Here is a 13677-nt window from a genome sequence, read left to right as displayed (position 1 = left end):
CTCCGGCTCGGAACAGTCGTGAACGGCACGGTTCGGCGCGGTCAAGAACGGCAGGGGGAACGGCCTGTCGGGTCTTCGAGGTAAGTGGCGCGTTCCTGCGGGGTGAGGTCGCGGTTGACGGCGTGACAGATCTTTTGGCGGGCGAGATCCAGTTGGAGAGGGGCCGGGTCCCACAGCCGTACGGTGCCCTCGTCGCTGCCGCCCGCCAGGTGTTTCCCATCGGGGCTGAAGGCGAGGGCCGCCTTGCTGGCGGTACGTCGTGGGAACGTGTGGCGGAGCACGTCGCCGTCGGTACGGCCGTTGAGGGCGAGGGTGCGCCCGTCGGGGCTGAAAGCCAGTGTCCCGACCTTGTCGGCACGCTGCGAGATGACGGTCCGCGGGGCGCCGCTTGCGACGTCCCACAGACGTAGGCGCCCCGCGAGGTCGCCGGCGGCCACGGTCCGTCCGTCGGGACTGAAGGCTGCCACGGGAGTCAGCGTCGAGAACGCCTTGAACCCCTTGAACATGCGGGCCATGCCTGAGTCGATGTCCCACGACTGCACCACTCCTGTCGCGTCACCGGTGGTCAGGAGGTCTCCGCGGGACGTGAAGGCGATGGCCAGCACGTGGTCGATGGGCTTGGTGAAGGTGGCGCGTACCTTCCCTGTGGCCACATCCCACAACCGCACCACTGCTCTCTCCGACCGGTCGTCGCTACCGAGGCCGGCCAGGTTGCCTCCGTCAGGGCTGAAGGCCACGGACCGCACCGTGGGGAAACCCCGCAGGGCCACGCTGCGCTCGGTGCCGGTGGCCGTCTTCCACAGCCGTACTTCCCCACCGTGCGGACCGGAGTTGCTACCCGTGGCCAGCAGGCGCCCGTCGGGGCTGAACGCCATGGCCGCGAGCTCGTCGGAGCGGGCGATGGCGGGGGCCAGTGTCGCTTCTGCGGTCAAGTCCCACAAGCGCACCTCACCGTTTGTCGCACCGCTGGCCAGAGATCGGCCGTCGGAACTGAAGGCCAGGTCGACGATGGAGTCGGAGTGGCCGGTGAGCGTGGTGCGGACCTTTCCGGTGGCCGTCTCCCAGAGCCTGATGCGCAGATCGTTGCCGCCGGTGGCAAGTGTGCGGCCGTCGGGGCTGAACATCAGCAGGAGCACCTTGTCGGTGGTCTGCACGAAGAACGTTGCACGGGTGCGGCCCCTACCGAGATCCCAGAGGCGCACCTTTCCGCTCGCACCGGCGGTGGCGAGTGTGCGGCCGTCGGCCGCGAGGGCCACGGAAGTCACCCGGCCGCCCGGCACCACCAGCGCGGCACGGGACTTGAGCGACACGGTGTCCCACAGCTGCACGACTCCTTGGCCTCTTCTATTCAGACCACCTATCACCAGAGTGCGCCCGTCGGCGGTGAACACCGTGGCGCTCACGCTGTTCACCGCTCCGTCGGAGGTCGCACGGAGGCGGCCGGTACGCGGATCCCACAGCCGTAACGGCCTGTCACCATCGCTGACCGTTGCCAGGGCGCGAGCGTTGGGACTCGATCCCTTCCACATGCCCGCGGCACCGCGCAACGTCGTGCGGTGCGCGCGGGAGCCCTCGGCCCACCACCACACTTCACTGTCGTCGAAGCCACCGACCAGCAGACGTCCACGGCGGTCGAACGCCACGGACGACAGATCGCTGACGATGCCGGTGAACGAGCGTCGCGTCGCTCCGCTCACCGCGTCCCGCAGCTCCACGCGTGTCTTGCCGTGACGCGTGCCGCCGACGGCCAGCGTACGACCGTCGGGGCTGAACGCCACCCGCCTCACTTCGGTGAACAGCCCCTGCTCGAAACGGCGGTCGAGCGGCAGTCCGGCGGCCGTACGGAGGCTGGTGTCGGCCTCCCGGGTGGCGCTGGTGTCGTAGGCGTGGACGGCCAAGAGGGAGGCGAGGTCGGGCCGGGTCTCGAGCAGGGAGGCGGACTGGGCGGCGAGCTGGCGGGAGAGGGCGGTTTGTCCCGCGGCCACCGCGCGTGCGCGCTGCCGGTCGCTGGTGCGGTTCTGCTGCAGGGCGAGCAGGCCGGCGGTCAGGGCCAGGGCGAGCAGCACGGACACGGCGACGGAGAACCGGTGCAGCCGTCGGGTCGTGCGGGCGGCCGCTTGCCTTTCCTGGTTGTGGGTCTCGGTACTGATGTGCAGGAAGGCGCGTTCCAGGTGGGTGAGTTGGGTGTCGTGGCCGTGGGAGTGAGGGAAGTGCTCCTCGGCGCTCGCCAGTCGGGACCCCCGGTACAACGCTCCGGGGTCCCGGTCGAGTTCGGCCCACGCGGTGGCGGCTTCGGTCAGGCGTCTGTGCACGCGTAGGCGTTCGCGGTCCTCCTCGATCCAGGCGCTCAGCCGGGGCCAGGCGGTGATCAGCGCCTCGTGGACGAGGTCGACGGTGGTGTCCTCGAGGGTGATCAAGCGGGCGCGGGCCAGCTGGTCCAGCACAACGCGGGTGTCGGGGTGCTGGTCTTCTTCCAGTTCGCTCACGTCGATGGGGCGGCGGGTGTCCGGGGTTCCCTCGCCCGGGGTGATCAGGCGCAGCAGGACACGCCGGGCCGTGCGGGCCTGGGCCTCGGAGAGCCGGGCGTAGGTGTCCTCGGCGGTGCGAGTGATGGCTCCGTGCAGACCGCCGGCGGAGTTGAAGGCCTCGTGGGTAAGGATGCGGCCGCGGCGGTGGCGCCAGGTTTCCAGCAGGGCGTGGGAGAGCAGCGGAAGGCTGCCGGGCTCAGTGGCTGCCTGGTCGACCAGGTGGGCGGTCAGGGTGCGCTCCACGGTCAGTCCACCCGCGGTGGCGGGTCTGACGACGACTTCGCGCAGCTCGCTCGGCGACATCGGACCGACGGGCAGGCTCGACTCCCGGATGGCCTCGGCGAGTTCGGGGTGTTCGAGGCAGCGGGTGTAGAAGTCGGCTCGTACGCCAAGGAGCACGCGCAGTCGGCTCCCGGGGTGGCGGGCGGCCAGGAGGCGGGTGATGAACTCGCTGCGTTCGGTGGGGTCGTGGCAGAGGGTGAAGGCCTCCTCGAACTGGTCCACGACCAGCCACGTGTCCCCGTCCGCCGCTGCGGGAATCAGGGCGTCGGGGCGGGTGCGCACGGGATGGGCGCCGGGGGTGAGGATGCGGATCGCCGCCGGGCGCTGTCCCGGTCCCCCGAGGTGGCGCAGGCGAGGGGTGAGCCCGGCCCGCAGGAGGGAGGACTTGCCGCTGCCGGACGGGCCGAAGACCGCGGTGATCGGGTGCTGTTGGGCCAGCTGGGTCAGGTGGTCGGTCAGGTGGTCCCGGCCGAAGAACAGGTGCGCGTCGCCGGGCTCGAAACGGGCCAGGCCCCGGTAGGGCGCGTCAGCGGTGTCCTCGCCGGCGGCCGCGCTCTCGCTCGCCTCACGGGCGACCGTGTGCCAGCGCCGCTCCCAGCCCTGTTCGTCACCTCCGCAGGCTTTGACGTAGGCGAGCGTCAGGGCCAGGGAGGGGAGCTTCTCGCCGGCGGCGGCCTGGGACAGCGCGGTGACCGAGTACCCGGTGCGCTCGGCCAGCGCCCGATAGCCGATGCCGCCGGCCTCGTCGCGCAGCTTGCGCAACTCGACCGCGAACCGCGCGACCGGTCCCGTCGCCGGATCGACCGGCTTCTCTTTGCGACCCATCCTGAAATTCCCCCGAGCTCCGGATGATCACTGCAGCGCCACGCTACGGGCCCCGTAAGAGCCGGACAAGCTACCCCTCGGCCATCCCTGGTGGCCCCCACCCGTCCCGGGCTCGATTGTTTACCCCACTGAGCTGGGGTGATGAACAAAGCCGCGGTGAGGTGAAATCGGTGCCGGGCCGCCCCAGGCGCTCCGGCCCCGGGATGCGTGAACGCTCGGGGAAGTGACCGGCCAGGCGCACCGGCCCGGCTGAAGGCACGACAAGCACGGCGCCATCAAGAGCAAGTGGGTGCCCGCGGACCTCGGAGACGAGGCCGACCGCGGCGTCACGCATCGGCACGGGCACCTGTCATCCGACCACCGACACCGAGGAGTTCCACCATGCGAAGCACGAAGCTCGGCCGCGGCGCAGTCACTTTCCGCCGCACCGCTGTGATCACAGGGATGGCTCTCGCGCTCGGCGGCGCCGTCGTCGTGCCCTCGGCGACAGCCTCAACTCCCGCCGGCCCGCAGGCCTGCGCGACCAAGACCCTCACCACCGGCTACCACCAGCAGGGAACCACGGTGAACAAGTCGGGCAGCAGCAGCTGCAACGACCTCAACCTCACCTACTCCAACGACTCCACGTCCACCGTCGGCGACGGATACCGCGGCTTCTACAAGACCTCCAGCGGCTGGAAGGGCGGAAGCCGCGGCTACATCTTCGCCTACGACGTCAACCACAGCCCGTGGATCGTCCTCCTGTCCGACGTGAGCGCGGGCACTCCCATGGGGGTCGGCAGCGAGTACGACGGTGGAGACACCGTCAAGGTCGCCCACTGACCTCACGCCTGAGGGGACCGTTCGCCCGCGCGGGCGCGCCTCGGTGCGCCCGCGGGGCGGGCGGCACGCTCACGCCTCACGACAAGGAGGAGCAGGGTGCCCGCCCATCACCTGCACGCCCCATCGTCGCGCCGTGCCGCGGCCATCGCGCTGGCCGGCCTTCTGTGCCTGTCGAGCGCCGCGTGCTCGGAGTCCACGCCGGAAGAGGGAGGGGCACCGCCCGCGACCGCCAAGGTGAGATATTCAGAGCCGTCACGCGCCGACCTCATCCCCATGCTGTTCCCGGCCACCGGGGTCGAGACCCGCCGCACCCAAGGGCTCACAGGCCTCCTCGCCTTGGCCCAGGACGTCCGCACAAAGGCCTGTACGACACCGTCCGGTGACCCCGCGGACGCGCCACCGCCCATGTTCGTACGGTACTTGGCCCTGCCCGACCTGGCGTACGTGCGCACGCACGGCTTCACGAGCCCGCCCGTCCCGGCACCAGCCGCCAGGCCCCGGTGCGCGGACGCGAGGGGAGACCACATCAGCTCACTGGGGAAAGTGGTCGCGCCCCTGCAAGCACGCTGGTGGAAGGCCGTCGAATCGGTGAACGAGGAGCCGGTGGTACAGCGGCTCCACACGAAGCTGAAAGGCTGCTTCGCCAAGCACGGGCTCGACGCCATCGACGAGAATGCCTTCTTCGGTGTGGTGGACTCCCGGCTGAGCGCACTCGACAGCGACCCGCGCGCCGCAGGGCGTGAGGACCGGCGTCTGGGAACGCTCTACGCCCGGTGCATGGCTCCGGTGGAGGCGGCGCGCGAAGGGCTTCGCCGGAAACTTCGCGCCACGTTCCTCAAGGACCACTCCGCAGAGGTCAGGCGCCTCCAGAACACACTCCCGGAACGCTTGCACGAGGTAGAAGAGAGCTACGACGTCCGCTACAGCGCGCCGGTCCTGTGAGGCATCCAGCCCGACTGAGTACGAGCACTCGCGCCACAGCTTCGAAGGCCTCCCTGGTCGACGTGTCTCGTCACACGCGGGCGGTCAACCTCCTTCGTTGGATCGCCCGGCACACCGTCGACGACGAGACACCGAACAGCGGCCCCAGCTGCCGCATGGTCAGACGCAGCTCCCAGAGGCGAGACGTGGCGGGCGTCGCGGCCTCGTGCCACAGCGGCCGCTCAGAGGTGACCGTCCAAGAGCTCCCGTACTTCGGCGCTGGTCATAGGCCCCGTGCCGTGCGCCACCGCCTCTCCCTCCTTCAGCAGGACGCAGGAGGGGGCTCCGGTGATCCCGTATCGCTCGGTTGCGGCCGGGCAACGCATGATGTCGGTGCGGACGGCCGTCAGGCGGCCCGTGTAGTCGTCGGCGATGCCGCCCACGACGAGGTCCATCACCCGGCAGGGCTCGATTGCCTTGGGCCATGTCCCCGTGAAGTATGCGAGGACCGGAACTCCGCTCATTCCGAGGATGAAACTGAACTCTGCGTCCTCACGGGGTCGGTGAACCCGGTTCGCCATGGAAGCTCCTGACCTCACGTTCCGTCATTCCCTCCCCATCATCCCTCGCGCGGTGTGCCAGGCCGGCCCGGCCGGTCGTCCGGTATAGCTGTCCAGCTCACCGACCAGATACTCGATGAGCGCGTCGACGAGCGGGCCGGTGCGCATCGTCCACCGGATATGGCGCCGAGGACGAGGCACGATTCCCGGACCGCTCGCGGACTCGGTCGTGCGTGGTCGAAGAACGCGTCAGCTGACCCGAAGACCGACCGCCAGCGTCAGTTCAAGGACCCGGTTCGGCGATGCGAGATCCGGAAACAGCTCCCGCAGCTGCGACATCCGGTACCGGACGGTCTGGGGATGGACGAACAACGCCGCCGCCACCTCCTCCCGCCTGCCCTGGTGCAGCAGCCACGCCCGCAGTGTCTCCTCCAACCGCCGTGCGGTCGCGTCGGGCAGGGCCCTCAACGGTGCGAGGACTCGGGTACGCAGGTCTGCGAACGCCTCCGCGTCGGCGCTCAGCACCAACTCGGGCAGGTGGTCCTCGGTGTCGCGGATATCAGAGGAGAGGGAACGCGCGCGTACGGCTCGCGCGTAGGAGGCGGACGCGCGAGTCCATGGCCGGGCCGGGCCGACCACGGCGGTGCGGTCGGTCAGCTGCCGCAAGAGATGTGAGCGGTCGGCGTCGGGGACGAGCAGCACACCGGCGGCATCCGGCAGATCGTCCAGGACGAGGGTGCTCGGGTCGAGCACACGGTAGGCAGGCCGGGCCTGGGCGGCGGGCAGCAGGACCGCGGTCAGCGTAACCGGAGGCTGCCACCTGGCCCGTTGCGCAGAGACCAACAGCACGTCCGGGCTCGCGCCAGCGAGGAGGTCGCGGGCCAGGTGTTCGAGGTGAAGCTCATGAGCCCGGCCCCGGGCGGCCAGTTCATCGGCGTGGCCCGCGGCGCTCGCGGCGGAGAGCTCGTCGATGTAGGCGAAGGTCAGCTCGGCGAACTTGGCGACCTCGGCGGCGGGCAAACCTGCGGGTACGGCACCCGCTGCCAGGCATCGCCAGGCCACGCGGGCGCCGACGCGGTAGGCGCTGAGCAGGGCGTCCATCGAACGGCCGTCGCGCACCTCGCCGCGGCCCAACTCGTAGGCCGCGTCACCGGCGTCGCCGCCTGTGGCCTTCCCGCTGGCGAGGTCCAGGTAGTGCCCCAGGGCAGTGCGGACGGCGCGGCGGATGGTGGCACCCATGCTGCCCGACAGGGCGTTGGCGTAGGGAGGGACCTCCTCGATGATCGCCTGGACGACCTCGTCGGCAGTGGTCTTCAGCGCGGCCCGCAGTGCGGTGACCGTCGTCTCATCCAAGGCCAGTTCGCTGGCCCTCCGGATTGCATGGCTCACATTTTGTTCCCTGCGAACAATTCGACCGAGCAGATTTACGTCCTGCGGTCAGGACTTTACACCTTGAGGCGCAGCAAGCTGGAGCCATGACGAGTACAGCCCTCCGCAGCAGGGCGTGGAAACTGCTGGAGATGGTCACGACGCCGCTGCTGCCGTCGGACTACCTCGACCTGGTCAGCCCGCTGCGTGCGGGCGCTGACCTGCGTGGGCGCATCGAGGCCGTACACCCCGAGACGGGTGACGCCGCGACTGTCGTGATCCGGCCGGGGCGGGGCTGGCGCGGCCACACGGCCGGTCAGTACGTGCGGATCGGGGTCGACGTCGACGGGGTGCGCCTGTGGCGTGCCTACTCCCTCACCTCGCCGACCAGCCGCCAGGACGGCCGCGTCACGATCACCGTGAAGGCGATCCCGGGCGGCAAGGTCAGCAACCACCTGGTCCGCAGGGCGAAACCGGGCACGCTGATCCACCTCGACCAGGCGACCGGTGACTTCGTGCTGCCGCAGGCCAAGCCCGCCAAGGTGCTCTACCTGACGGCCGGCAGCGGCATCACGCCCGTGATGGGCATGCTGCGCGACACCGAGTTCGACGACGTCGTCATGGTCCATTGCGCGCCACAGCCGCACGACGTGATCTTCCGCAACGAACTGCACGACCTGGTCGCGGACAAGAAGCTACGGCTCACCGAGGTGCACACCGACACGGAGGGCATGCTCGACATCGCCCGTCTCGACGAACTCGTGCCCGACTGGGCCGAGCGCGAGACCTGGGCTTGCGGGCCCGCGGGCCTGCTCGACGCCGCCGAAGAGCACTGGAGCACGCACGGCGTCCCAGAGCGCCTGCACACCGAACGCTTCCGCCCCAGCATCGTCGTCGCCGGCGACGGCGGCGAGGTCACGTTCAGCACCACCGGCAAGACCGTCGACGCGGACGGCGCCACGCCGCTGCTGGACATCGGCGAGGAGGCCGGCGTGCTCATGCCCTCCGGGTGCCGCATGGGCATCTGCTTCGGCTGCGTCACGCCGCTCAAGGCGGGCGCCGTACGCGACCTGCGCACCGGCGAGATCACCGAGGCCGAGCCGGGCGTCCTCATCCAGACCTGCGTGTCCGCCGCGGCGGGCCCCTGCGACATCGAACGGTAGGAGCACCTTGACCGCCATCGACCCCACCGCCCACCTGACCGCGGAGCAGATCGAGGAGCTCGGACGCGAGCTGGACGCGATCCGCGACGAGGTGATCGCCGGCCGCGGCGAGAAAGACGCCGCGTACATCCGTAAGGTCATCTCGGCGCAGCGCAAGCTCGAGCTGGTCAGCAGAGGCGTGCTGCTGTTCTCGATCTTCCCGCCCGCGTGGCTGCTCGGCACCGCCGGTCTGTCCGTGGCGAAGATCATGGACAACATGGAGATCGGCCACAACATCCTGCACGGCCAGTGGGACTGGATGCGGGACCCGAAGATTCACTCCACCAGCTGGGAGTGGGATCACGTCTCGCCGTCCGAGCAGTGGAAGCACTCGCACAACGAGCTGCACCACACGTACACCAACGTGATCGGCAAGGACAACGACCTCGGCTACGGCATCATGCGCGTCGACGAGGACCAGAAGTGGCACCCGTTCCACCTCGGCCAGCCGCTGTGGAACTTCATCAACGCCTGCTTCTTCGAGTACGGCATCGCAGCGTACGACCTGGAGCTCGGCAAGAACCTGAACAAGCGCCGCCGCAAGAACCCGGAGTTCCGCGCGCAGGCCAAGGCCGTGGGCCGCAAGATCCGCAAGCAGGTGCTCAAGGACTACGTGATCCACCCGCTCCTTTCGGGCCCGTCGTTCCTCCCCACGCTCGGCGCCACGTTCACCGCGAACCTGGTCCGCAACCTCTGGACCCACTCGGTGATCATGTGCGGGCACTTCCCCGAGGGCGTACAGGTCTTCGAGCGCCGGTCGATCAAGGGCGAGACGCGCGGCCAGTGGTACCTGCGCCAGATGATGGGCTCGGCGAACATCAGCGGCAGCAAGGCCATGCACTTCATGACCGGCAACCTGTCACACCAGATCGAGCACCACCTCTTCCCGGACCTGCCGAGCAACCGGTACGCCGAGGTCGCGGTGAAGGTGCGCGCGCTGTTCGAGAAGTACGAGCTGGAGTACGTCACCGGGCCGCTGCCCAAGCAGGTGTTCTCCGCGTGGCGCAAGATTTTCCGGCTCTCGCTGCCGAACAAGAAGCCCAAGGTCAAAACGCCGGACCGCGAGCGGGAGCTCGTCGCGGCCTGATTCCCGGTATTGGTTCAGATCTTTCGGCCGTAACGGCGGCACCGTGCGCTGGCCTGCCGCGGTCGGGGCGCGAGCGGCGGAGTCGAAGAGGGATGGCTACCGAGCTCAGCTCGCCGTGCCCGCCGGCGGGCGAGTGCTGCTGCGTTCCAGGCGAGGGACGGGCATGACCGCTTCGTGCCCTGAGATTCAGCCGCGGCGCTCGCGCAACCGCCGGCGCACACCGGGCTCGACGGTGTTATGTGATGGAGTCAGGCGTCCGCAAAAGGCGATAGATATCGGCCCGTGTGTCAGCCCAAGCCGCACCACGAATCATCGAGATCGTTTAGAGGAACGGCAGGACGAAGTCGTACCCGATCATGTAGTGCGCCGCGCCCGCGGGGCAGACACCGTTGGTGGGGTAGCCGTAGAAGAACAAGCCGAAGCACTTGTTGCAGTACCGCCAGTTCCGCTGGGAGTTGGCGGTCGGGGGGATATCGTGCGGCAGGACGAAGTCGTAGTCCCCGTTGGCCTTCGTGTGGCTACCACCTGTGGGGCAGCGGCCGTTGGACGAGTTGCCGTAGTAGAACAGGCCGAAGCACTTGTTACAGAACCGCCAGTCCCGCTGCGCGGTCGGCGTTTCCGGAACATCGTGCGGCAGATTGAAGTTGTACCCGGCCGAGTCGTGACCACCGCCCCCTGGGCAGGCGCCGTCCGAGGGGTAGCCCCGGAAGAACAAGCCGAAGCACTTGGTGCAGAAGCGCCAGTCCGATTGACTGGCCTGGGCTGACCTGGGATTCTGCAACGATTCCTGCGCCTGGGCCGACCCCATGGCCACAGCGGCACCAGCCAGGCCGACCGTTACGCCCAGCGCCCTGCCCATCCAGGCCCGGCGGGTCGAATTCTCGACCTCGCTGTGACGCGGTAAGTGCTCTGCCCCTCGCGATAAGTCCATGTGTCGCTCCCCTTCTGTGCGATGAGCCAGTCAGCGGAATCACCGGACCGACCTTCAAACCATAGGTATTGACATGATCACCATCTGTAACAACGGATGGGCGGTACCGATCGAATCGGGCCGGTGGTACATGTCCGCGCCCCTCTGTCCCGCACTCCCTCAGCTCACGGCTTGATACAGGCGACACCAACAACGGCCCGACAACCCACCCCCAGCTCCAGCGGGGCCGGAAGGGGCGCTGGGAACTCATCGGCGTCACCCCGGGCCCCGGCGCCCCGGGCGTGCACTGCAGCGAAGGTCCGGGGCTCCACACCAGCGTGCCCACCCACGCAAGCTGGATCCAAGCGGTCTCCCGCGCGGCCCGCAAGGCCTGGGTGCGCAGGCATTGCCCCTGTACCAGCCGCCGCGTCTCCGGGTCGAGCGCCGCGCCATCGAGCGGGTCGTCGTCTTCGGCGGCGGCGAACGCGCCGAACTCCTGCGGGCCGCCCGCATTCCGTCGAGCAGCCGGTCGAGCGACCGACGGTGGAACGGCCTGCCGAACATCATCGACGTGCCGAACCTCGCGGCGGCGATCGTGCTCACGAACATGGAACCGCCCTCCTCCCACCTCATGTCGGCCCCACCGTTGACTCCTGGCTGCTGGCTTGTGACCTCAACTGTGGAGGGCGGAGGACGAGCTCGGTATCCCAAGATTCAGGGATTGCAGGCCAGTTGAACCCCGGCGCACACCCCGTCCGCATGCGCTGTCCGGCAGCAGGAGACGTGGTAAATACCCGGATTTGGAGGGGTGGTGTGTGCCAGACTCGCCGCATGACCACGGGGGCGGGTTCATTGAACTCAGTCGGTACGGTGAGTCGCTCGGCGCCGGAAGCGGCGGCGCGGGTCGGCAGCGTCACGTAGCTGGGCGGCCAGCTCTCGCGCCAGCTGAGCCGAGTGGTGCCGCACGACGGGTATCTGCTCACCGGCTACGACCCCATCACCGGCGCGCGGTGCTTCCTCGCCTGCGAGAACGACTACGACATACGCGCGCGACGCCGCATGGACTTCGAAAACGCCCTCGGCAGGACCTGCAGCCCGGTCGCGGAGCTCATCCACGGCAGTTGCCCGGCCCTCGTGCTGGGAGCCGGGGCCCGGGACGAGCACCCGCAGCCGCGAAGGCTGCACCGCCTCATGGCCGCCGACAGCTACGGCAGCGAGCTGTGCATCGCACTCACCCAACGCGGGGCCTCCTGGGGTGCGTTGGTCCTGCTGCGCGAGCGGGCGTCGAGGCCGTTCTCGCCGACCGAGGCCGCTCGCGCCGCGGAGCTGGCCCAGCCGCTGGCGCAGGCCGTGAAGCGGTATGTGACGAGCAGGCCGCTACGGCCCCGGATCGGCCCGTTTCCACCCATCGTCTCGGTCATCGACGGCGACGACCAGATCGCCGGGACCACTTCGTCGGGGCACGACGCCCTGCGCGCGGTGATGCCCGGCGTCTACCCCACGCGCCCGCCAACGACAAGGAGATACTCGGCTTCGTCTGGCACATCGCCTACACCGCGCGGCGCACGGCCGCACCGGCGCACATCCGCGCACCCACCGCCATGGGCTGGCTCTCCCTCCGAGCGCAGCCCCTCGAAGGGGCGATGCCCGGCGCGGTGGTGGTGACCCTCCAACCCGCCCAGGCCACCGATCTGTTGCCCGCGCTCGCCCAGTGGTACGGCATCTCGGTCCGCGAGCGCACGGTCATCGAGCAGGCCCTCGAAGGCCAGGCTGTCAAACAGATCGCCCACCGCCTCGCCCTGTCGCCACACACGGTCAACGACCACTTCAAGTCGATCTATCGCAAAACCGGCGTGACCAGCCGGGGAGAGCTGATCGCCTGCCTGGCTTAGGTCGTTTCTGATGGCCCTTGGACGGTGTCGCGGAGCCAGATGACCATCGCTGCGACGGTCAGGGTGCCGTTGAAAATGTAGTCGCGTTTGTCGTAGCGGCTGGCGACCGCACGGAACTGTTTCCATTTGCTGACGCAGCGTTCGGCGGTGCTGCGGCGTCGGTACTGGCCGGTGTCGAAGGCCGGGGGCCGGCCGCCGCGTCGGCCCTGCCGCCGGCGGTTGTCGCGTTGGTCATCGGGCTGGGCGATGGTCGCTTTGATACGCCGTCGGCGCAGGTAAGCGCGGGTGTCACGACTGGAGTAGGCCTTGTCCCCGCGGAGTCGGTCGGGACGGGTGCGGGGGCGTCCCGGTCCGTGCCGGTAGATCCGCAGACGCTCCAGCACGGGCACGAGCATGGGGTTGTCGCCCCGCTGGCCGGGTGATGTCTCCCAGACCAGCGGGCGGGCCCGGTCATCGGCCAGGAAGTGGACCTTGCTGGTCAGCCCGCCCCGGAAACGTCCCAGCGCCTCGCGCCCATCGGCCTCCACACGCGCCCCGCCCCCTTTTGCGGGAAGTCACGCGGTGGCCGGTGCCAGGCGCCGGCCGCGTGCTGATGAGCCCGGCAGGAAAAGAAAGGGGACTCACCATGCCGCTGACCGCACACCTGAAGGGGCACGGAACCCTTGACGCGACACTCGACGACCTGGGCCGCGTCATGGGCTGGGCGGCCGTCTACCGGGCCAGGCCGCGCGCCGCTTTATCCTGCACCGCGTGCCGTATGCCCATGCACGCCAAGGTGTCCGGCCACGGCGGGCGCTTCTTCGCGCACGACCGCCGCTCACTGTCCTGCGCCTCAGCGGGCGAGACCGAGGAGCACCGGAGCATGAAGCGGTCCCTGGCAGCGGCGGCACGCGCGGCGGGCTGCCAGGCGGAATTGGAGGTCGCCGCCGCGGTCCTCCGCGATGAACTCCTCGTACCGGGCCCGGCTCACATTCCCGATCTTGGTCCCTGCGGGCATAGTGCCCACCCCCTGAGGCCGAGGCGCTGCGAGCAATGCCGCCGACGACGAGTCGCGACCCCACCGGCCGCAGCGTCAACCCATGCCGAGATCCGTAGCAACCTCAGGCCAACGCTCCAAGAGCATCAGCAGGGTTCAAAGACCGGTTCTGAGACAGCCGTCAGGTGTTGCTGAAGGAGGTCGCGGCCGGGGTGGCGGCTCTACCACCACCCCCGGCGCGAACACAAAACCACCCGCAAGCCCACCAATTACACTAACGAATTTTGGGGCCCCAGTCAGAACC

General features: G+C 69.3%; 14 protein-coding genes and 1 pseudogene. 7 read left to right on the top strand and 8 right to left on the bottom strand.

All coding sequences use genetic code 11. The features are described from left to right. Positions 1–41: 41 nt before the first annotated feature. Complete coding sequence (locus tag ACFVYR_RS36655; RefSeq protein WP_384262569.1) at positions 42–3635, bottom strand: hypothetical protein; 3594 nt, start codon at positions 3633–3635, stop codon at positions 42–44. 381 nt (positions 3636–4016) lie between these two features. Here ACFVYR_RS36655 and ACFVYR_RS36650 point away from each other — a divergent pair, with 381 nt between their 5' ends. Together ACFVYR_RS36650 and ACFVYR_RS36645 are read left to right on the top strand one after the other, a co-directional pair. Continuing rightward, positions 4017–4457, top strand: coding sequence for a hypothetical protein (locus ACFVYR_RS36650; protein WP_384262572.1), 441 nt, complete (start codon positions 4017–4019; stop codon positions 4455–4457). Between the two features lie 96 nt (positions 4458–4553). After that, positions 4554–5399 carry a hypothetical protein gene (locus ACFVYR_RS36645; RefSeq protein ID WP_384262574.1) on the top strand — a complete coding sequence of 282 codons (846 nt, stop codon included), beginning with the start codon at positions 4554–4556 and terminating at the stop codon, positions 5397–5399. Positions 5400–5493: 94 nt separating this feature from the next. On the opposite strand, the pseudogene ACFVYR_RS36640 reads toward ACFVYR_RS36645, so the two are convergent. The 4 genes and pseudogenes from ACFVYR_RS36640 to ACFVYR_RS36625 all read right to left on the bottom strand — a co-directional run. Next, positions 5494–5574, bottom strand: a pseudogene (locus ACFVYR_RS36640) (transposase family protein); the annotation flags it as partial. Between the two features lie 46 nt (positions 5575–5620). After that, complete coding sequence (locus tag ACFVYR_RS36635; RefSeq protein WP_384262576.1) at positions 5621–5959, bottom strand: thioredoxin family protein; 339 nt, start codon at positions 5957–5959, stop codon at positions 5621–5623. Between the two features lie 24 nt (positions 5960–5983). Continuing rightward, positions 5984–6106, bottom strand: a complete 123-nt coding sequence (locus ACFVYR_RS36630; protein ID WP_389613837.1) for a hypothetical protein — start codon at positions 6104–6106, stop codon at positions 5984–5986. 81 nt (positions 6107–6187) lie between these two features. Beyond that, positions 6188–7327 (bottom strand): PucR family transcriptional regulator, encoded by a 1140-nt coding sequence (locus ACFVYR_RS36625; protein ID WP_384262579.1) that lies wholly within the window; start codon positions 7325–7327, stop codon positions 6188–6190. Positions 7328–7413: 86 nt separating this feature from the next. Here ACFVYR_RS36625 and ACFVYR_RS36620 point away from each other — a divergent pair, with 86 nt between their 5' ends. Both ACFVYR_RS36620 and ACFVYR_RS36615 read left to right on the top strand, forming a co-directional pair. Further along, on the top strand, positions 7414–8469 hold the full coding sequence (locus tag ACFVYR_RS36620) for a ferredoxin reductase (protein WP_384262582.1): 1056 nt from the start codon (positions 7414–7416) through the stop codon (positions 8467–8469). Positions 8470–8476: 7 nt separating this feature from the next. Next, positions 8477–9595, top strand: a complete 1119-nt coding sequence (locus ACFVYR_RS36615) for a fatty acid desaturase family protein (protein ID WP_384262584.1) — start codon at positions 8477–8479, stop codon at positions 9593–9595. A 322-nt stretch (positions 9596–9917) separates the two neighbouring features. On the opposite strand, the gene ACFVYR_RS36610 is transcribed toward ACFVYR_RS36615, so the two are convergent. Then, positions 9918–10403: a hypothetical protein gene (locus ACFVYR_RS36610; RefSeq protein ID WP_384262587.1), complete on the bottom strand. Its 486-nt coding sequence runs from the start codon at positions 10401–10403 to the stop codon at positions 9918–9920. Positions 10404–10911: 508 nt separating this feature from the next. Between ACFVYR_RS36610 and ACFVYR_RS36605 the strand changes: the two genes are divergently transcribed. The 3 genes from ACFVYR_RS36605 to ACFVYR_RS36595 all read left to right on the top strand — a co-directional run bounded on the left by ACFVYR_RS36605 (position 10912) and on the right by ACFVYR_RS36595 (position 12397). Next, positions 10912–11241, top strand: coding sequence for a hypothetical protein (locus ACFVYR_RS36605; protein WP_384262589.1), 330 nt, complete (start codon positions 10912–10914; stop codon positions 11239–11241). A 221-nt stretch (positions 11242–11462) separates the two neighbouring features. Continuing rightward, a complete protein-coding gene (locus ACFVYR_RS36600; RefSeq protein ID WP_384262592.1) occupies positions 11463–12170 on the top strand; it encodes a hypothetical protein in 708 nt (235 codons plus the stop codon). Then, entirely contained in the window at positions 12149–12397 is a 249-nt protein-coding gene (locus tag ACFVYR_RS36595; protein WP_384262594.1) for a helix-turn-helix transcriptional regulator, read from the top strand. The genes ACFVYR_RS36600 and ACFVYR_RS36595 overlap by 22 nt, the downstream gene beginning before the upstream one ends. Here the strand turns inward: ACFVYR_RS36595 and ACFVYR_RS36590 are convergent. Both ACFVYR_RS36590 and ACFVYR_RS36585 read right to left on the bottom strand, forming a co-directional pair. Next, complete coding sequence (locus tag ACFVYR_RS36590; RefSeq protein ID WP_384262597.1) at positions 12394–12924, bottom strand: IS5 family transposase; 531 nt, start codon at positions 12922–12924, stop codon at positions 12394–12396. The two genes, ACFVYR_RS36595 and ACFVYR_RS36590, sit on opposite strands and share 4 nt — an antisense overlap. Before the next feature lie 305 nt (positions 12925–13229). Then, positions 13230–13394 carry a hypothetical protein gene (locus ACFVYR_RS36585; protein WP_384262599.1) on the bottom strand — a complete coding sequence of 55 codons (165 nt, stop codon included), beginning with the start codon at positions 13392–13394 and terminating at the stop codon, positions 13230–13232. Positions 13395–13677: the final 283 nt, after the last annotated feature.

Origin of the sequence: Streptomyces sp. NPDC058284, from assembly GCF_042881135.1 — a bacterium.
In the GTDB taxonomy this organism is placed as follows: domain Bacteria; phylum Actinomycetota; class Actinomycetes; order Streptomycetales; family Streptomycetaceae; genus Streptomyces.
This window is presented reverse-complemented; position numbering and strand designations above follow the sequence as displayed.